Consider the following 17,160-nt stretch of genomic DNA (forward strand, 5'->3'; position numbering starts at 1 on the left):
GGGCTGGGATCACTGCCCGGCACCGCGGCGGAGATCCTCGACGACGAGGTCCGCTGGGTCCTGACCAAGGGCAAGCTCCCCACCGCGACCTGGATCGACATCATCACCACCGCCCACCGCATCGGGCTGCCCACCACCAGCACGATGATGTACGGCCACGTCGACAACCCCCGCCACTGGATCACCCACCTGGGCGTCTTGAAGACCATCCAAGACACCGCGACCGCCAACGGCAGCGGCGGGTTCACCGAGTTCGTGCCCCTGCCGTTCGTCCACACCTCCGCACCGATCTACCTCGCCGGCGTGGCCCGCCCCGGACCCACCCTGCGCGACAACCTCGCCGTCCACGCCATGGCAAGGATCCTGCTCCACGGCCGCATCCCCAACATCCAGACCTCCTGGGTCAAACTCGGTATCGAGGGCACCCGAGCCATGCTCAACGCCGGCGCCAACGACCTCGGCGGCACCCTCATGGAAGAGACCATCTCCCGCATGGCCGGCTCCCAACACGGCTCCGCCAAGACCATCGACGAACTCACCACCATCGCCGCCGGCATCAACCGACCCGTCCACCAACGCACCACCCTCTACGAGCCGCTCTGACCCGACCCGTCACCCCGCGACGACCCCGGCAACGAGGTGTAACTGCCTGTCCACGTCACTACCGCACCCGTCGACCGGTCACCCAGTGACAACAACAGATAGTTACAGCAGGTGCGGACCGACCCCTCAGAGCAGCTGACCCACTGCCGTGGGTGGCGGGCTGCGCCGGCCGGCGCGACTAGCCTTCGTGTCATGTCGCCCACCCCAGCCTCCGAGGAGCTGGTGTGGTGAGGGCGGGCGCCGAGCCGTGGCGCGCGCTGCCGCCGGCCGAGCTGGCGCGGGAGTACTCGCCCAGCTCGATGGTCGCGTCCATCGACGCCGAGCTCGGCGTCTACGCCGCGGCCAGCGCCGCCGCCCGCGCGCGGCACCCGCACACTGAGCACGCCTACGGTCCGGGCGCGAGCCAACGTCTCGACCTCTTCCATCCGGGCCGCGTCTCGCTGCCGGGCCCGGTGCCGGTGCTGGTGTTCGTGCACGGCGGCTACTGGCAGGCCGAGTCCAAGGAGCGTGCCTGCGGTGCGGCACCGGACGTCCTGGCCGCGGGTGCGGCGTACGTCGCGGTCGAGTACACCCTCGCGCCGGCGGCCTCCCTGGCGCAGATCGTGGCCGAGTGCCGCGCGGCGCTCGCCTGGCTGGTCGCGCACGCCGCGGAGCTGGGCATCGACCCGGCCCGGATCCACCTCGCGGGCAGCTCCGCGGGCGCCCATCTGGCGGCCCTGTTGGCCCTCGGCGGCGACGCCGGGCCGGGGGCGACGATCCGGAGCGCGACCCTGCTCAGCGGCGTCTACGACCTGCGCCCACTGGTCGCCACCTATGTCAACGAGCCGCTCGGGCTGGACGAGCCGACCGCCTGGGAGCTCAGCCCGCTGGCCCGCGTGCGGGCGTCGGACGTCGCGCTCGTCGTCACCTGTGCCGAATACGAGACGGCGGAGTTCAAGCGCCAGAGCCGGGAGTTCGCCGCGGCCTGGGAGGCACGCGGCAACCGGGTCGACGTCGTCCCTGACGTGCCGGGACGCAACCACTTCGACCTTCCCCTCGACCTGGCCGATCCCGCGACGGGGCTGGGCCGGGCGGTCCGCGGGCTGCTGGATGGTTGAGCTCCGGCCGGCGTCCCGCGCGGGCCGCACCGGCCGGTGGGGATCGGGCACCTTCCTGCTGGTCGCGGCCGTGGCGGTGCTCGCCGTCAACCTGCGGCCGCCGCTGGTCGCCGTCGGGCCGCTGACCGAGCAGCTGCGCGCCGACACCGGACTCACCGCCGCCGCCACCAGCATGCTGACGACGCTCCCGCTGCTGTGCTTCGCCGTGCTGTCGCCCGCCGCTCCCGGCATCGCCCGCCGGTTCGGGCTGGAGCGCGCCCTGGTCGCGGCGGCGCTGGTGCTGCTCGCCGGCTGCGCCATCCGGATGCTGCCGTCGATCCCCGCGCTCTACCTGGGCTCCGCGGTGATCGGGGTCGGCATCGCGATCGCCAACGTGCTGGTTCCCGTCGTGATCAAGCGCGACCTCGCGGCCCATCTCGGCGCCGTCATGGCGCTCTACTCCGTGACGCTCAGCCTCGGCGCGGCCGGTGCCGCAGGTGCGGCGGTGCCGCTGGGAGACGGTCTGGGGCTCGACTGGCGGGCGGCCCTCGGCCTGTGGGGGCTGCCGGTGCTCGTCGCGTGCGGGCTGTGGTGGACGGTCCAGCGGCGTCGGGTCGCGGCCGCGGCGGTCGCGCCGGCCGTGCCGGTCGTCGGGTCGCCGCCGTCGGTGCGGGTCTGGCGCTCGCCCACCGCCTGGGCGGTCGCGGCGTACTTCGGACTGCAGTCCGCGGTGTTCTACACGTTGACGGCATGGCTGCCCGCGCTGCTGCGCGACGCCGGACTGGGCGAGACGGCGGCCGGCGTGATGGCCGGACTGCTCAGCGCCAGCGGTGTCGCCGGCGCTCTCGTCCTCCCGCTGGTCGCCGTCCGCGCGCGATCGCAGCGCCTCGCCGCGGCGCTCTGCGCCGCGACCATCGGCGCCGCCGTCGCCGGCCTGGCCCTCGTCCCTGCGACCGGTGTGCTGGTGTGGATCGTGCTCTGGACGGTGCTCCTCGGCCTCGGGTGCGGCGGTGCCGTCGGGCTGGCGTTGACCTTCTTCGCGCTCCGCGCCCGCCGGCCCGCCGGCGCCGCCGCGCTCTCCGGCATGGCGCAGTCGGTGGGCTACGCCCTGGCGGCGACCGGGCCGCTGCTGGTCGGCGTCCTCCACGACCGGACCGGTGGCTGGGGCGCGCCCCTGGCCGCGCTGGGCGTGGCGTCGGTCCTGCTGGCCGGTGCCGGCCTGCTCGCGGGCGCGGACCGGTACGTCGACGAGCCGGTCTGACGCAGAGGGGGCCCGCCCCGTCGTGCCGGAGTCCGGTGGTCAAGTCCCGCGGGTCAGTCGTCGATCCGCTCCACCCGGTGCTGCATGATCCGCTCGCGCCACTCCGTCCACGGGTGGGCCGAGGACGGAGCGGCGGCGGCAAGCCGATCGGGTCACGGCACGACCAGGACCGGCCAGCGGCGCAGCCGCATCAGCTGCACGGGGAGCGGGCCACCGGGCCGGAGGTAGGCGTGCTGGCGCGAGGAGCCCAGGACGATGAGGCCGGCGGACAGCTCCTCGGCGATCGCCGCCAGCACCCGGACCGGTGGTCCGACCCGCACGAACAGCTCGACGTCGACCGGCCAGGCCGTGGTGGCGATGGCCTCCCGCAGCTCGGCCTCGACCTGGTCCTGGCCCTCCACGGCGGCCCGGACCGCGGCCTCGTTGCCGAGGGAGGCCTCGGTGCTCACGTCTCGGGCAAGCACCAGTGCCAGGCGGCTGCTCTGGCGGCGGGCCAGGCCGGCGGCGTACGAACCGGCCCGGCTCGAGGTCACGCTCCCGTCGACGCCGGCCACGATCCATGCGGCGCCATCGCGCCCGAGCTCGAACGCCGCGCTCTGCTCACCTGGCACAGGGGCAGGCTACGCGGCGCCGCGGCCCCGGCCGGCCTTGGCAGGATGCGGGGATGAGCACGTCGATCGCCTTCCTCGGCTGCGGGTCCATGAACGAGGCCATCATGGCCGGGCTGCTGGCCTCCGGTGTCCCCGCGGACCGGGTCGTCGCGACCGTCCGCACGGCCGAGCGCGCACACCTGCTCGCGGAGAGGTACGGCGTCCGGGTGGGCGCGACCACGAGCGCCGACGCCGCTGCCGGCGGTGCCAACGCGCGTGCCGTCGCCGGCGCGGGCCTGGTGGTCCTCGGCGTGAAGCCGGCGCAGGTGGCCGAGCTGGCCGCGGAGATCTCCGCCGGCCTGGCCCCCGACGCCGTCGTGGTGAGCGTCGCCGGCGCCGTGCCGCTGGGGCGCATCGAGCGGGCGCTGCGACCGGGACAGCCGGTGGTGCGGGCGATGCCGAACACGCCGACCCGGCTCGGCCACGGGGTCACCGCGATCGCCGCCGGCAGCCAGGCGTCGGCCGACCAGGTGCGCGCCGTCCGCGACCTGTTCGCCACCGTGGGACTGGTCGTCGAGGTGACCGAGAAGCAGCTCGACGCGGTGGGCGCGGTGAGCGGGTCGGGTCCTGCCTACGTCTTCTACCTGGCCGAGGCGATGGCGGCGGCGGGGGAGCGGCTGGGACTGCCGGCGGACCTCGCCCGCCTCCTCGCCGCCCGGACCGTCGCCGGAGCCGGCCACATGCTCGACGGCGCGCCCGACTCGCCGGACCCGGCCGACCTGCGTCGTGCGGTGACCAGTCCGCACGGCTCGACCGAGCGCGCGATCGCGGTCTTCGCGGAGCGCGACCTGCCCGCCATCGTGGCGGCCGGCGCCGCAGCCGCGGTGGCGCGAACCGAAGAGATCTCCCGCGAGCTGGAATAGACCGGACGTCTCCGCAGGTTGGCGATGCGGCGTACTCTCCCGTCGTCGCGCCCCAGCCCCAGGAGGATCACTTGTCCGCGTCCGCAACACCCACCGGCGAATCCCTCGGCGGAGCCGACGACGACCGGATCACTCCGGACATCCTCAAGGTCGCCGGCGTCGTGGTCCTCGGCTCGATCATGGCGATCCTCGACACCACGGTCGTCAACGTCGCGCTGCCGACGTTCATGGCCGAGTTCCGGGTCGACTCGTACTCCACGGTCGCCTGGACCATCACCGGCTACACGCTGGCGCTCGCAGCCGTCATCCCGGCGACCGGCTGGGCCGCTGACCGGTTCGGCACGAAGCGGCTCTACACGGCCGCGCTGGTGCTGTTCACCCTCGGCTCCGTGCTGTGCGCGACCGCGTGGAGCATCGAGACGCTGATCCTCTTCCGGGTGCTGCAGGGCCTCGGCGGCGGCATGCTGATGCCGCTGGGCATGACCATCATGACCAAGGCGGCCGGCCCGCACCGGATCGGCCGGCTGATGGCGATCCTCGGCATCCCGATGCTGCTCGGCCCGATCCTCGGCCCGATCGTCGGCGGCTGGCTGATCGACTCGGCCTCCTGGCACTGGATCTTCCTCATCAACCTCCCGCTCGGCATCGCCGCCATCATCTACGCCCTGGCCGCCCTCCCGGCCGACGCCCCGGAGCCCAGCGAGTCGTTCGACGTCATCGGCATGGCGCTGATGTCGCCCGGTCTCGCGCTCTTCCTGTACGGCGTCTCGTCGATCCCCGGCGAGGGCACGGTCGCGGCGACGAAGGTGCTCGCCCCCGGCCTCGTGGGACTCGCCCTGATGGTCGGCTTCGTCTTCTGGGCGTTCCGTCCCGAGCACCCGCTGCTCGACCTGCGCCTGTTCCGCGACCGCAACCTCACCGTCGCCACCATCGTCATGTTCCTGTTCGCCGGCTCCTTCTTCGGTGCCCTGCTCCTGGTGCCGACCTACTTCCAGGAGATCCGCGGCGAGAGCGTGCTCAAGGCCGGACTTCTCGTCGCGCCGCAGGGCCTCGGCGCCATGCTGACCATGCCCCTCGCAGGCGCGCTGGCCGACAAGATCCCGGTCGGCCGGATCGTGCCGTTCGGCTTCATCGGCATCATCGTCGGCGTCGGCGGACTCGCGTTCAGCACCGACCCCGACACGTCCTACGCGCAGATCATCGCGTTCCTGTTCATCATGGGCCTCGGCATGGGCGGCACGATGATGCCGGTCTTCACCTCGGCGCTGAAGACGCTGCGCGAGCACCAGGTCGCGCGCGGCTCGACCCTGATCAACGTCCTGCAGCAGGTCGCCAGCTCGGTGGGCGTCGCCGTGATGTCGGTCGTGCTCACCAACCAGCAGAAGACCGTCGCCGACCCGTCGGAGGCGTTCCGGGCGCCGTACCTCGTCGCCGCGATCGCGCTCATCGTCACCCTGATCCCCGTCGCGCTGCTGCCGCGCCGCCGCGAGGAGTCGCACCTGCTCGACGACGAGGACCAGGGCGGCCGTCCGGTCATCCTGCACTGATCGCGGCGCGCCGCGATCAGCGGTGGGCGCCGCCGAGGCGGTGGAGATGTCCTCCGAGATAGCCGGCGACGGCGGCGGCGAGGGCGGCGGCCAGCGGGATGACCACCGGGCGCACCACGCCGCGCCGGCCGTCCAGGGCGCGGATCCCGGCGATCGCGTCCGACCAGCCCGCGACCGCGGGGTCGCCGAGGTCCGTCGTCATCGAGATCGCCTCCGGAGGTGCGCCATCGCCGTGGGAGCAAGCGAGGTGTTCATGTCCACCGGTACCCGGTCGTGCCGGGACGCAGACGCGAGGACCGTCAGCCGATCGTGACGACGCCGACGAGCGAGACCGTCGTGACGACGAGGGTCGCGACCAGTCCGAGCGCGAGCGCCCGGCCGCCGGTGCGCAGCAGCCTCCCGAGATGGACGCCGGTGCCGAGGGCGAACAGCGCCGCCGTCAGGGTGGCGGTCTGCGCGGCGCCGGCCAGGCCGAGCACGGGTTCCGGCACCAGCCCGGTGGTGCGCAGCAGCACGCAGCCGAGGAAGCCGAGCACGAAGGCCGGGACGAGGGCCGGCCGGGCCGCGGTCGCGTCGGTGCTCCGGCGGGTGCGCCGGGTCGCGCCGACCACCGCCACGACCGGAGCCAGCAGCAGCACCCGGGCCAGCTTCACCGCGGCGGCGACAGCGACGGCGGTGGTCCCCGCCGGCCCGGCCGCGGCGACGACCTGGCCGACCTCGTGGATGCTCGCTCCGGCCCAGATGCCGAGCTGACGGTCCGAGAGGCCGAGCGGCGCCTGCAGCAGGGGCAGGGCGAGCATCGCGACGGTGCCGTAGAGCGTGACCATGGTGATCGCCGTCGCCACGTCGTCCTCGTCGGCGTCGGCCGTGCGCTCCATCCCGGCGACGGCCGATGCCCCGCAGACCGCGGTGCCGGTCGCGATCAGCAGGCTGCGGGCGGCACCGACCCGCATCCGCAGACCGAGCCACCAGGTGACGGCCAGCGTGCCGACCAGGGTCAGCACCACCAGCGCGATGACCGGTACGCCGAGCGCGGCGATCGTGGTCAGCGACAGGGAGAGTCCCAGCAGGACGACGCCGATCCGCAGGAGCCGCTGGACGGCGAGGCGCAGGCCCGGCCGCGCGGTGCCGGGCACCAGGTCGAGGTTGGCGACGACGGCGCCGAGCAGCACGGCCCAGGTCAGCACGCCGACGGCGGGCACGAGCCGGTGGCCCACCCACGCGAGGACGACGCCCGCCGCCGTCAGGCCCAGGCCCGGCAACACGGAGGAACGCATGCCGTCGCGCCGCGTCGTCGTACGGTCGGTCGTGGTGGTCGGGGCCATGTCCTCCAGACTGGGTCCGTCCCGCGGCGCTCGGTAGTGAGCACCTGCACATCACGTCATACGGAGAACGCATGAGCACCCGACGGCCGGACCTCGACGATCTCGAGGTGCTCGCGCTGGTCGCCCGGACCGGCAGCATCGGTCAGGCCGCGCAGGAGCTGCGGCTCTCCCAGCCGAGCGTCTCCCGGCGGATGCTGGCGCTGGAGCGGCGGCTCGGCGTCACCCTGCTGCACCGCACCACGCAGGGCACGACGTTGACGGCGCACGGCCGGCTCGTCGTCGACTGGGCCGGCGAGCTGCTCGATGCCGCCGACCGCTTCACCCGCTCCGTCGCGACCCTGCGCGCGGAGGGCGACCTCGTCGTACGCGCGGCGGTGTCGATGACGATCGCCGAGCACTACGCGCCCGCCTGGCTCGCGCGACTGCACGCGGCAGCGCCGGAGCTGGAGGTGTCGCTCGTCGTCGCCAACTCGGCCGACGTCGAGCGGCTGGTCCGCGGCGGTGGGGCCGAGCTCGGCTTCATCGAGGTCCCGACCGCGCCGGAGGGGCTGCGCCGGCAACGGGTCGGCGAGGACCGGCTGGTGGTCGCCGTGGCACCTCGGCACCCGTGGGCCGAGCGCACCGGCCCGGTCAGCGCCGCCGAGCTCGCCGAGGTCGGCGTCCTGGTCCGCGAGGCCGGGTCGGGCACCCGGGTCACGCTGGAGGAGGCGCTGCGCGGCGCGGGTCAGGAGCTGGCGCCCGGCCTGGTCATGGCGTCGAACAGCGGACTGACCCATGCCGCGATGGCCGGGATGGGACCGGTGGCGCTGTCCGAACGCGCGCTCGAGGCCCACCTGCGCCTCGACGAGCTGCGCGCCGTACCCGTCGAGGACCTCGCCCTGGTCCGCCCGCTGACCGCCGTGTGGCGCAGTGACGTCCCGCTCCCGGAGGCCGCCGCGCGTCTCCTCGCGGCGGCCGCAGCCGCAACGGGATGAGGCGGGCTCAGCGGGCCGAGGCGTCCGCGTCGTGAGCCACCCGTGCGGAGTGCAGGCGGGCGTGCGCGATCGCCTCGGGGGTGGTGGCGAAGACGTGGCGCTCGTGGGCGAGGCGGTCGGGGACGCCCAGCCGCTCCAGCACCGTGAGGTGGGCGGGACGGATGCCGGAGAGCAGCACTGTCACGCCGCGCCGCTCCAGCCGCTCGATCGTGTCGGCCAGGACGTGGGCCCCGGTGGCGTCGATGGTCGTGAGGCGGGACATCCGCAGGACGACGACGCGGACCTGTCGAACCTCGGTGAGGTCGAGCAGGAAGTCGTGCGCGGCGGCGAAGAACAGCGGTCCGTCGAGGCGATAGGCGACGATGTGCTCGTCCAGCAGGCGCCGCTCCTCGTCGTGGTGGTCGCCGCCGTCGAGCGGGACCTCCTCCAGTCGGGCGGTGGTCGCGGTCTGGCGTAGCGCGAAGAACCCGGCCGCCACGAGGCCGATGACCACGGCGAGGACCAGGTCGAGGGCGACCGTCGCGACGGCGGTGACCAGCAGCGTCGCGGCGTCGCCGCGGGTGGCGCGCAGGAGCGGCACGAGGCTGGAGACCCGGACCATCTGCACGGCCGTCGCGATCAGCACGCCGGCCAGTGCGGCGAGCGGGATGTGACCGACCCAGCGGGCGGCGGCGGCGACCACGATCAGCAGCAGGAGGGCGTGGCTGAGGGCCGCCAGCCGGGAGCCGGCGCCGGAGCGGACGTTGACGGCGGTGCGCGCGATGGCGGCGGTGGCGGGGATGCCGCCGAAGAGCGGGCTGGCGACATTGGCGAGCCCCTGCCCGAGGAGCTCGCGGTCCGGGTCGTGGCGCTGGCCCACGCTCATCGCGTCGGCCACGGTCGCGGAGAGCAGGCTCTCCAGGGCGCCGAGCGCGGCGACCGCCACCGCGGCGAGCAGCAGGGTGTCGAGGTCGCCCCAGGGCACCGAGGGCAGCCGGGGTGCGGGCAGGCCGGACGGGATCGCGCCGATGGTCTCCAGGGGCCGCTCACCGCCGCGACCGAGCAGCGCGTTCGCCCCGGTCGCCAGGGCGACCAGGACCAGCGCCGCCGGGAACCCGGCGCGGACCCGGGCGAGCGCGACGATGACCGCCGCGACGGCCAGCGCGGTCACCGGCGCGGCCGGGTCGGGCGCCGCGACCCAGGCGCGCACCGCGTCGCCCGTGAGCACCAGGATCCGCTCGGCGTGCACGTCGACGCCGAGGGCGGCGGGCAGCTGCTGGAGCGCGATGATCACGGCGATGCCGGCGGTGAAGCCCTCGATGACGGGGACCGGCACGTAGCGGATCGCGCGGCCCGCGCCGGTCACCGCCAACGCGAGCAGCATCAGACCGGCGAGCAGTCCGACGACCAGGACGCCGTCGGCACCGTGCGCCGCGACGATGGGGATGAGGACGACGGTCATCGCGCCGGTGGGGCCGCTGACCTGGACATGACTGCCCCCGAAGACGGCCGCGACGGCGCCGGCGACGATCGCCGTGACGATGCCGGCTCCCGCGCCGACCCCGGAGCTCACCCCGAAGCCGAGGGCGAGAGGCAGCGCGACCAGCGCGACCATGACGCCGGCCATCAGGTCGCGGCGCGGACGGGCCGGGGTCCAGTCCTCCCGCCGCGGCGCGAGCTGCCGGACCCGCGCCGTGAGGGCGCTCATCGGCGGTCGGGGACCATGAGCTCGTCCTCGAAGTCGGACCGCGTCTCGGCGAGCCCGACCAGGATCCGGCGGGCCGAGAGCAGGAGGTCGCGGACCTCGGGGACGCTGATGGAGTAGACGACCGCGGTGCCCTCGCGGCGCGAGACCACCAGCGACGTACGGCGGAGCACGGCGAGCTGCTGCGAGAGGTTGCTGGGCTCGATGGCGATCTGTTCGAGCAGTTCGTGGACCGCGTGGTCGCGCTCGGCGAGCAGCTCGAGGATCCGGATCCGGGCGGGGTGGCCGAGGGTCCGGAAGAACTCGGCCTTGGTCTGGTAGAGCGGAACGCCCATCGCGGGCTCCTCCCTCTCGCATGCCCACGGACGCCCGCTAGGATACATGACTTGAAGAAGTTTTCATGTGGTGGTTCCGCCAGGGAATCGGATACGAAGGGAGCCGGCAGGACGCATGGACGAGGGCATCGCCGAGACCGTCACCGCCGCGCTGCTCGAGCCCGGCGACATCGTCACGCTGCCCGGCGTGGCCGGTCGCTGTCGGATCCAGGTGGCCCGCGCCGCCGTCCCCGGCGTGGTGTGGCTCTATGTCGTCGACGCGGCCACCGGCGTACGACGCCGAGGCCATGTCGCGCTCCCGCTGCACCGCACGGTCACCCGGCATGCCGCCGGTCGGGTCACCGCACCCGGGGTCGAGACCGAGAGCACCTGACGCCCCCGTCGTACCGGACGAATCGGTCGCCGATCGGGCGGATCCACGACCGATCGGTCCGGTACGACGCCATCAGTTGATCATCTCGACGTCGACCTGCTGGCTGGTCCGGACGACTCCGAGGAGGTTCGTCTGGACGAAGACGGTGACCGTGTCGCCCGCCGCGACCTCGACGAGGAAGTCGTGGGCGAGGCGCTCGCTGGCGAGGGCCGCGTTGTTGACCGTCCGGCTGATCCGGCTGCCCGGCACCACGGGGTCGGTCGGCAGGCCGCCGGCGCCCTTGGTGGCGAAGGCCGACAGGGTGGTCGTGACGAGCGGCGGCTGGAGGTCGACGCCGAAGCTGATCCGGTAGGTACCGGCGCGGGTGAACGTGAGTCCGTTGGGTCCGAGGAAGTCGGGGCCCGAGCCGAGCTTGGTGTACGACATGCCGCTGACGTTCTGCGGGGTGTTCACCACCAGCATCGGGATCGCGATGCTGTTGGGCGCGCTGTCGGTGTAGTAGGCGTACGCGCTGCGCTCACCGCTGGCGCCCTGGGGTCCCGGTGGGCCGACGGGGCCCTGGGGTCCGGCCGGACCGGGGACCCCCTGCGGCCCCTGAGTTCCCTGGGCTCCGGCCTGCCCCGGCGCGCCGTCCGCCCCCGCGGCGCCCGGAGCCCCTGCGGCGCCCGGTGCTCCCGGTGCGCCTGCGGGCAGCTCCCCGGTGCGGAAGTCGAGCGCACGCAGGCTGCCGTCGCGCACCTTGCCCGAGCCGACCGCGCCCTGGTCGATCTTCGATCGGGTGACGGCATGGTGCTGGAGGGCGGCCGTGTCCACCGAGTTCTTGTGGGCCACCACCGCGGCGTACGAGCTGCCGGACACGGCGACGAGCAGGGCGAGGAGGGCGAGGACGACAGCGGCCGGACCGCTGCCCTTGACGGGGATGCGCATGGAGCTGACCTCTCGGGTCGGGTGGGGGAGCCACCGGGGGTCGGACCGTGTCACGCTAGTGCCGACCGCCCGCCCGGAGAGGGTCTTTCGGTCAAGGTCACCCGCCGGATCGCCCGCCCGTCACCGGTCCCGACTGAGCAGGTCCGCCACGAGGTCGACCTGCCGCGGGTCGTCGCTGGTGGGGATCAGCTGGACCTCGTCGGCGCCGATCGCCGCGAACCGGTCGAGTACGCCGCGCAGCTCGTCGAGCGTGCCCGCGAAGCCGGCGCTCGGGGCGAGGGCGTCGACGAGGCCCGCGGGCAGCCAGTTCATGTAGTGGCGCAGGTGCCCGTGGATCTGCCCGCGCGGATCGGACGAGGTCTCGGCGAGAGCGAACCAGAAGGACGTCGTCAGCCGGGGCGCGGGTCGCCCGGCCCGCGCCCAGGCGTCCCGGGCGACATCGAAGAGGGTGGCGGTCGCGTCCACGTCCAGGTCGAGCGTCATGCCGGCCAGGCCGTCGGCCCACCGTGCCGCATGCCGGACGGTGCGGTGGCCGAGGGTGCCGACGAGCAGCTCGGGACCGTCGGGCCGCGCGGGCCGGGGGCCGACCGGGCGGGTGGCGTCGGTGACGTTCTCGCCGGCCCACACCCGGCGCAGGACGTCCGCCCGCTCGGCCATCACGGCCATGGTCCGGCTGCTCCAGTCCGCGCCCACGGCCCGGTAGTCCTCCTCGCGGCCGCCGACCCCGAGCCCCACGCTGAGCCGGCCGTCGCTGAGCCGGTCGCCGGTGGCGAGGGCCTTGGCGAGGTGGACCGGGTCGTGCAGCTGCGGGACGACGACCGTCGTACCGATCCGCACGCGCCGGGTCCAGGCGGCGACCGCGCCGAGCAGGGTCAGCGCGTCGGGGTTGTCGAAGGCGATCCGCTCGCCGAAGCACAGCGAGCTGAACGGCCCGGCGTCGATCCGCTCCGACCAGTCGCGCAGCACGTCGGGCGCGATGTCGGGCTCCATGACCGGCAGGGTCATGCCGACGTCGAGTGGGTGGCTCATGGGGATCAGCCTCGCGCCCGCAGTCCGGTCGACACCAGGTCGACCAGTGCTTGGTAGGCCTGCGCGTCGTCGAGGCCCGTGGCGGCGCCGATCCGGCCGTCGCCGATCGCGTCCATCACCTCCGCGACCGCCGCGCCGACGAAGGTCGCGTCGACCCGGCGGAGCGCGCCGGCCTCGACCCCCTCGGTGACGAGCTGCTGGACGCGCTTCGCCGCGTGGGCGGTGTTGGCGCGGTAGACCTCGGCGCCGGGCGGGAAGCCGGCGAGGTCGGCGTAGAACCGCGGCGAGGCGGGGGCGAGCTCGTCGGCGACCGCCGTGAGGTACGTCGCCAGGCGGTCCGCCGGCTCAGCGACGGCAGCCACCCGCGCCCCGATCCGCTCCGCCGCGCGCTTGAAGAAGTAGCGCACGGTGGCGGTGATGAGCTGCTCCTTGCTCGGCGCGACGAGGTAGAGCGTGCTGCGGGAGCAGGACAGGCGCTGGGCCAGCTCGCCGATCCCGAAGTCCGCGAAGCCCTCGGCCAAGAAGAGCTCGACGAGCTCGTCGAGCAGGGCGTCCCGCCGCCGGCGGGAGCGCGCGGGCTGGGTCGGGGAGGGCGGCACGGTCGCAGGCTAGCAACCGGGCGGGTACTGTGGTCCGTACCAGAAGCGCCATTCTAGTACTCACCGGAGGAACCATGCCCGCACGCCGCCTGATGCCGTCGGAGGAGACCGCCGACCTGCTCCGCCTCGCGCGCCAGCTCGCGACCGACGAGCTGCTGCCGCGGGCCGCGGAGGCCGAGGCGACGGGCACCTTCCCACGCGAGGTCTTCCGGCTCCTCGGGCGGGCCGGCTTCCTGGGCCTGCCCTATCCGGAGGAGGTCGGCGGTGGCGGGCTGTCCTACGAGGCCTACCTGCAGGTGCTCGAGGAGATCGGCGCGGTCTGGTCGAGTGTCGGCGTCGGCGTCTCGGTGCACGCCCTGAGCTGCTTCGGCCTGGCCACCTTCGGCACCGACGAGCAGCGGGCGACCTGGCTCCCGGAGATGCTGGGCGGCGAGCTGCTCGGCGCCTACTGCCTCTCCGAGGCCCATGCCGGCTCCGACCCGGCCGCGATGCGCACCCGCGCCCGCCGCGACGGCGACGCCTACGTGATCGACGGCGCGAAGGCCTGGGTCACCCACGGCGGGCAGGCCGACTTCTACAAGGTCATGGCGCGCACCGGCGACGCCCGCGGCGACATCTCCTGCTTCCTGGTCCCGGCCGACACGCCCGGCCTCGCCGCGGACGCGCCCGAGGACAAGATGGGGCTGATGGGCTCGACCACCGCCACGGTGCGGTTCGAGGGCGTCCGGGTGCCCGTCGAGCGACGGCTCGGCGAGGAGGGGCAGGGGCTGCGGATCGCGCTCGCCGGTCTGGACGCCGGCCGGCTCGGGATCGCCGCCGTCGCGACCGGGCTGGCCCAGGGCGCTCTCGATCGCGCCGTGGCCTATGCGCAGCAGCGCGAGGCGTTCGGTCAGCGGATCATCGACCACCAGGGACTGGCCTTCGTCCTCGCCGACATGGAGGCCGCCGTGCAGTCGGCGCGCGCCACCCTGCTGCACGCCGCCCGCCTCAAGGACCTCGGCCTCCCGTTCTCCCGGGAGGCCTCGATCGCCAAGCTGGTCGCGACCGACACCGCGATGAAGGTCACCACCGACGCCGTCCAGGTCCTCGGCGGCGCGGGGTACACCAAGGACTTCCCCGTCGAGCGCTACATGCGCGAGGCGAAGGTGATGCAGATCTTCGAGGGCACCAACCAGATCCAGCGGATGGTCATCGGCCGCTCGCTCGACCGCGAGGCCGGCGCCGGCGCGATCGTCAGCGCCTGACGCCGGGCGGGCCAGGCGCGGGCCCGCGCCGCGTCGTACCCGGCGATCGGGTCGCGTTGGTGCGGGTCCGACGACCTGGATGCCGGGTACGACGTCCCGGCGGTGCACGGCACGCCCTAGGGTGACGCCGTGAGTGGAGCGGACCTGCCCGAGCCGGTGGAGCGTCGGCTGCAGCGGCTGTGGACCGAGGCTGCGGAGCGCGGCGGGCCGATGCCCAGCGAGATCGCGCTCGCGTCGTCGCTGGAGATCAGCCGGCCCGCCGTCCGTGAGGCCCTGGTGCGGTTGGAGGAGCGCGGCTTCATCCATCGCCGCAAGGGAGCGGACACCGCGGTCAACAGCTCGCTGCTCGCCATCCCCGCCCGCTTCGAGCAGCGCCTCGAGAGCGCCGAGCTGATCTCCGCGATGGGCCGGACCCCGTCGGTGCGTGTCGTGTCGGCGGCGGTCGGTGAGGTCACCCTCGACGAGGCCAGGGAGCACGACGTCTCGCCACGCCAGCCGGTGCTGCGCACGACCAAGGTCTGGTCGGCCGACGACGAGCCGGTCCTGGTCGCCCGCGACGTGGTCCCCGTGCTGACCGACGCGGACCCCGCCTCCCTCGACCCCGCGACGCCGATGCCCCGGCTCGCGCGGACGTTGGCGGGGGAGCAGGTCGGCTGGGAGCTGGTGTGGCCCGGCGCCGACGGCCTGACCGCCGAGGACGCCGGGTTGACCGGCCGTCCGGAGGGTGAGCCCGCCATGACGCTCGACGCGACGGGGATCAGCAGGTCCGGCACCGTCTGCTACTGGACCCGCGAGGTGCACCTGCGGGGCGCGTTCCGCTACGCGCTGGTGCGCCGGGCCGACTGGTAGCGCGCCCCTACCGCTGCAGGCGCGTCGTCGTCTCCGACTCCGCCACGACCCGGCCCGCGCGGATCACCCAGCGCGGGCGGGCGTGCTCGGTGAGCACGTCGCGCAGCCGCCCGTCGGGGTGGACGCAGAGGTTGGCCGGGTTGCCCTCGGCGATCGCGTGGTCCGGTACGCCGAGCACGTCGGCCGCTCGCGTCGTGATCATCTCGAGCAGCAGGCGCTGGTCGTCGGCGGTGAGGAAGCGCAACAGGTGGGCGGCGAGGAACGCCACCTCGAGCATGCTGTGCCGGCCGAACGGGTAGTAGGCGTCCTCGATGTCGTCCTGGCCGAGGGCCACCGGGATCCCGTCGTCGAGGAACTCCCGCACCGGCAGGTGCAGCGGCCCGGTGTGCGGGTCGGAGACGAAGCCCAGGCCCGCGGCCTGCGCGAGGTCCATCAGCCGCTGCAGGGTCGGCTGCGGGTAGGTCGCCAGCGCCCGCGCATGGCAGGCGACCCCCCGCCCGAGGAGGCCGTGCTCGAGCATCGACTCGGCCAGCATCTGCGTGGTCCGCAGGCCCGGGTCGCCGGCGTCGTCGACCAGCATGGCGACGCGGCGGCCGTGTGCGGCGGCGAGCCGGCAGGCCCACTCCACGTGGGCGCGGGCGTCGGTGTCGGTCATCTCGATCCAGGGGATGCCGCCGACGACGTCCGCGCCCATGCGCAGCGCCTCCTCGCACAGCTCGGCGGCACCGGGGTCGCGGAGCAGCCCGTCCTGGGGAAAGGCCACGACCTGGAGGTCGAGCAGGTCGCGGTACTCCTCGCGCACGGCGAGCACCGCCTCCATTCCGACCAGCCGTGCCGTCGTGTCGACGTCGACGAACGCCTGGATGTGCAGCACCCCGTGCGCCACGGCGGCGTCGAGCGCGCTCCGGATGTTGGGCTCGAGCCAGGACCGGTCGTAGTGCCGCTTCACCTGGCTGGCCTCGCGCACGATCGAGCGCAGCGCCGCCCCCATGTTCCCGGAGGTGTACGCCGCCAGCGCGCCGTCGCCGGCGCGGTCCAGCGTGTGCACCTTCTCCAGGTGCATGTGGCCGTTGACGAAGGACTCGGTGACCAGCCCGCCGCCGGCGTCGATGGTCCGCGCGGCGCTCGCGCCCTCCGGAGCCGTGGGCCCGACGTGGGCGTAGCGGCCGTCGCGGATCCCCAGCGTGACGGGGGAGCCGTCGGCGAGACACGCGTCGGTGACCAGCAGGTCGTACGCCGCGCTCATGCCGCGGCCTCGAACGCGATGGACTCCTGCAGGGTGAGGCCGCGGCGCAGCGTATTGCCGACCGGGCAGGTCTCGATGCCGTGCCGTAGGGCGTCCTGCTGGTCGGCGGTGAGGTCGCCGTGGACGGTCACGTCCGCGATGATGCGCGAGATCCGCAGCTCCCGCTCGCCGGGGTCGAGGGGGCCCGACGTCGGCCGGTTGATCCGCAGCGAGAGCCGGATCTCCGCCCGGTCGTAGTCGAAGCCCTGCTGGCGCGCGACGCCGCGCAGGGTGCCGGCCATGCAGCCGCCGAGGGCCGACAGCACGAGGCCGAACGGGTTCGGCGCCGTACCCCCGCCCTCGAACTCGCGCGGCTCGTCGATGACGACGGTGTGCTCGCCGCCGACGACGGCGAGTGAGGCGAAGTCGGCCAGGCTGTGCACGACGACGTCGCGGTTGGCCGACGCGTGGGTGGGTGCAGTCATGGGTCCTCCCGGACTGGAGTCGATCTGTCAGACAGGACGTTCCTCACCTGTCAGACAGGTGTCAAGAGGACCGGACGGGGTCGGCCGCCGGCTCGTCAGATGTCGACGAGC

At 74.2% G+C, this 17,160-nt stretch carries 18 protein-coding genes and 1 pseudogene; 9 read left to right on the plus strand and 10 right to left on the minus strand.

Going from position 1 to position 17,160, the window contains the following annotated elements:
* From fbiC to ACPZVR_RS00015, 3 genes and pseudogenes are all read left to right on the plus strand, one after another.
* Positions 1-603: pseudogene (gene fbiC, locus ACPZVR_RS00005) on the plus strand (7,8-didemethyl-8-hydroxy-5-deazariboflavin synthase); the annotation flags it as partial.
* Positions 604-830: 227 nt separating this feature from the next.
* Entirely contained in the window at positions 831-1,700 is an 870-nt protein-coding gene (locus ACPZVR_RS00010; RefSeq protein WP_436697508.1) for an alpha/beta hydrolase, read from the plus strand.
* Entirely contained in the window at positions 1,693-2,940 is a 1,248-nt protein-coding gene (locus tag ACPZVR_RS00015) for an MFS transporter (protein ID WP_436697509.1), read from the plus strand. The genes ACPZVR_RS00010 and ACPZVR_RS00015 overlap by 8 nt, the downstream gene beginning before the upstream one ends.
* A 152-nt stretch (positions 2,941-3,092) precedes the next feature.
* On the opposite strand, the gene ACPZVR_RS00020 is transcribed toward ACPZVR_RS00015, so the two are convergent.
* A complete protein-coding gene (locus ACPZVR_RS00020; protein WP_436697510.1) occupies positions 3,093-3,551 on the minus strand; it encodes a universal stress protein in 459 nt (152 codons plus the stop codon).
* Between the two features lie 53 nt (positions 3,552-3,604).
* Here ACPZVR_RS00020 and proC point away from each other — a divergent pair, with 53 nt between their 5' ends.
* Both proC and ACPZVR_RS00030 read left to right on the plus strand, forming a co-directional pair.
* Complete coding sequence (proC, locus tag ACPZVR_RS00025) at positions 3,605-4,453, plus strand: pyrroline-5-carboxylate reductase (protein ID WP_436697511.1); 849 nt, start codon at positions 3,605-3,607, stop codon at positions 4,451-4,453.
* A 71-nt stretch (positions 4,454-4,524) separates the two neighbouring features.
* Entirely contained in the window at positions 4,525-6,000 is a 1,476-nt protein-coding gene (locus ACPZVR_RS00030) for a DHA2 family efflux MFS transporter permease subunit (RefSeq protein ID WP_436697512.1), read from the plus strand.
* Positions 6,001-6,016: 16 nt separating this feature from the next.
* On the opposite strand, the gene ACPZVR_RS00035 is transcribed toward ACPZVR_RS00030, so the two are convergent.
* Complete coding sequence (locus tag ACPZVR_RS00035; RefSeq protein ID WP_436697513.1) at positions 6,017-6,202, minus strand: hypothetical protein; 186 nt, start codon at positions 6,200-6,202, stop codon at positions 6,017-6,019.
* A gap of 97 nt (positions 6,203-6,299) precedes the next feature.
* Entirely contained in the window at positions 6,300-7,325 is a 1,026-nt protein-coding gene (locus tag ACPZVR_RS00040) for a YeiH family protein (protein ID WP_436697514.1), read from the minus strand.
* Between the two features lie 71 nt (positions 7,326-7,396).
* Between ACPZVR_RS00040 and ACPZVR_RS00045 the strand changes: the two genes are divergently transcribed.
* Positions 7,397-8,299, plus strand: coding sequence for a LysR family transcriptional regulator (locus ACPZVR_RS00045; RefSeq protein ID WP_436697515.1), 903 nt, complete (start codon positions 7,397-7,399; stop codon positions 8,297-8,299).
* A gap of 7 nt (positions 8,300-8,306) precedes the next feature.
* Here the strand turns inward: ACPZVR_RS00045 and ACPZVR_RS00050 are convergent, their stop codons facing one another.
* Both ACPZVR_RS00050 and ACPZVR_RS00055 read right to left on the minus strand, forming a co-directional pair.
* Positions 8,307-9,986: a SulP family inorganic anion transporter gene (locus ACPZVR_RS00050; protein WP_436697516.1), complete on the minus strand. Its 1,680-nt coding sequence runs from the start codon at positions 9,984-9,986 to the stop codon at positions 8,307-8,309.
* Positions 9,983-10,318, minus strand: a complete 336-nt coding sequence (locus tag ACPZVR_RS00055) for an ArsR/SmtB family transcription factor (RefSeq protein WP_436697517.1) — start codon at positions 10,316-10,318, stop codon at positions 9,983-9,985. The genes ACPZVR_RS00050 and ACPZVR_RS00055 overlap by 4 nt, the downstream gene beginning before the upstream one ends.
* A gap of 115 nt (positions 10,319-10,433) precedes the next feature.
* On the opposite strand from ACPZVR_RS00055, the gene ACPZVR_RS00060 reads away from it, so the two are divergent.
* Positions 10,434-10,691 (plus strand): hypothetical protein, encoded by a 258-nt coding sequence (locus ACPZVR_RS00060; RefSeq protein ID WP_436697518.1) that lies wholly within the window; start codon positions 10,434-10,436, stop codon positions 10,689-10,691.
* 72 nt (positions 10,692-10,763) lie between these two features.
* Here ACPZVR_RS00060 and ACPZVR_RS00065 read toward each other — a convergent pair whose 3' ends face one another.
* From ACPZVR_RS00065 to ACPZVR_RS00075, 3 genes are all read right to left on the minus strand, one after another.
* Positions 10,764-11,618 carry a hypothetical protein gene (locus ACPZVR_RS00065; RefSeq protein WP_436697519.1) on the minus strand — a complete coding sequence of 285 codons (855 nt, stop codon included), beginning with the start codon at positions 11,616-11,618 and terminating at the stop codon, positions 10,764-10,766.
* Between the two features lie 120 nt (positions 11,619-11,738).
* Complete coding sequence (locus ACPZVR_RS00070; RefSeq protein WP_436697520.1) at positions 11,739-12,647, minus strand: LLM class flavin-dependent oxidoreductase; 909 nt, start codon at positions 12,645-12,647, stop codon at positions 11,739-11,741.
* A gap of 5 nt (positions 12,648-12,652) precedes the next feature.
* Complete coding sequence (locus tag ACPZVR_RS00075) at positions 12,653-13,246, minus strand: TetR/AcrR family transcriptional regulator (RefSeq protein ID WP_436697521.1); 594 nt, start codon at positions 13,244-13,246, stop codon at positions 12,653-12,655.
* A gap of 74 nt (positions 13,247-13,320) precedes the next feature.
* Between ACPZVR_RS00075 and ACPZVR_RS00080 the strand changes: the two genes are divergently transcribed.
* Both ACPZVR_RS00080 and ACPZVR_RS00085 read left to right on the plus strand, forming a co-directional pair.
* Complete coding sequence (locus ACPZVR_RS00080; RefSeq protein ID WP_436697522.1) at positions 13,321-14,490, plus strand: acyl-CoA dehydrogenase family protein; 1,170 nt, start codon at positions 13,321-13,323, stop codon at positions 14,488-14,490.
* Between the two features lie 129 nt (positions 14,491-14,619).
* A complete protein-coding gene (locus ACPZVR_RS00085; RefSeq protein ID WP_436697523.1) occupies positions 14,620-15,339 on the plus strand; it encodes a GntR family transcriptional regulator in 720 nt (239 codons plus the stop codon).
* A gap of 7 nt (positions 15,340-15,346) precedes the next feature.
* On the opposite strand, the gene ACPZVR_RS00090 is transcribed toward ACPZVR_RS00085, so the two are convergent.
* Positions 15,347-16,585, minus strand: a complete 1,239-nt coding sequence (locus ACPZVR_RS00090; protein WP_436697524.1) for an amidohydrolase family protein — start codon at positions 16,583-16,585, stop codon at positions 15,347-15,349.
* Positions 16,582-17,049 carry an OsmC family protein gene (locus ACPZVR_RS00095; protein ID WP_436697525.1) on the minus strand — a complete coding sequence of 156 codons (468 nt, stop codon included), beginning with the start codon at positions 17,047-17,049 and terminating at the stop codon, positions 16,582-16,584. Before ACPZVR_RS00095 ends, ACPZVR_RS00090 begins: the two co-directional genes overlap by 4 nt.
* Between the last annotated feature and the right edge of the window lie 111 nt (positions 17,050-17,160).

Origin of the sequence: Nocardioides segetis (assembly GCF_051390595.1) — a bacterium.
Classification (GTDB): domain Bacteria; phylum Actinomycetota; class Actinomycetes; order Propionibacteriales; family Nocardioidaceae; genus Nocardioides.

Bases quoted from the DNA above. Each gene is read 5' to 3' on its own strand.
- ACPZVR_RS00060 (WP_436697518.1), top strand. From the start codon at position 10,434: ATGGACGAGGGCATCGCCGAGACCGTCACCGCCGCGCTGCTCGAGCCC.
- ACPZVR_RS00055 (WP_436697517.1), bottom strand. From the start codon at position 10,318: ATGGGCGTTCCGCTCTACCAGACCAAGGCCGAGTTCTTCCGGACCCTC.
- ACPZVR_RS00080 (WP_436697522.1), top strand. From the start codon at position 13,321: ATGCCCGCACGCCGCCTGATGCCGTCGGAGGAGACCGCCGACCTGCTC.
- ACPZVR_RS00040 (WP_436697514.1), bottom strand. From the start codon at position 7,325: ATGGCCCCGACCACCACGACCGACCGTACGACGACGCGGCGCGACGGC.
- ACPZVR_RS00095 (WP_436697525.1), bottom strand. From the start codon at position 17,049: ATGACTGCACCCACCCACGCGTCGGCCAACCGCGACGTCGTCGTGCAC.
- proC (WP_436697511.1), top strand. From the start codon at position 3,605: ATGAGCACGTCGATCGCCTTCCTCGGCTGCGGGTCCATGAACGAGGCC.
- ACPZVR_RS00050 (WP_436697516.1), bottom strand. From the start codon at position 9,986: ATGAGCGCCCTCACGGCGCGGGTCCGGCAGCTCGCGCCGCGGCGGGAG.
- ACPZVR_RS00090 (WP_436697524.1), bottom strand. From the start codon at position 16,585: ATGAGCGCGGCGTACGACCTGCTGGTCACCGACGCGTGTCTCGCCGAC.
- ACPZVR_RS00070 (WP_436697520.1), bottom strand. From the start codon at position 12,647: ATGAGCCACCCACTCGACGTCGGCATGACCCTGCCGGTCATGGAGCCC.
- ACPZVR_RS00015 (WP_436697509.1), top strand. From the start codon at position 1,693: ATGGTTGAGCTCCGGCCGGCGTCCCGCGCGGGCCGCACCGGCCGGTGG.
- ACPZVR_RS00065 (WP_436697519.1), bottom strand. From the start codon at position 11,618: ATGCGCATCCCCGTCAAGGGCAGCGGTCCGGCCGCTGTCGTCCTCGCC.
- ACPZVR_RS00045 (WP_436697515.1), top strand. From the start codon at position 7,397: ATGAGCACCCGACGGCCGGACCTCGACGATCTCGAGGTGCTCGCGCTG.
- ACPZVR_RS00035 (WP_436697513.1), bottom strand. From the start codon at position 6,202: ATGACGACGGACCTCGGCGACCCCGCGGTCGCGGGCTGGTCGGACGCG.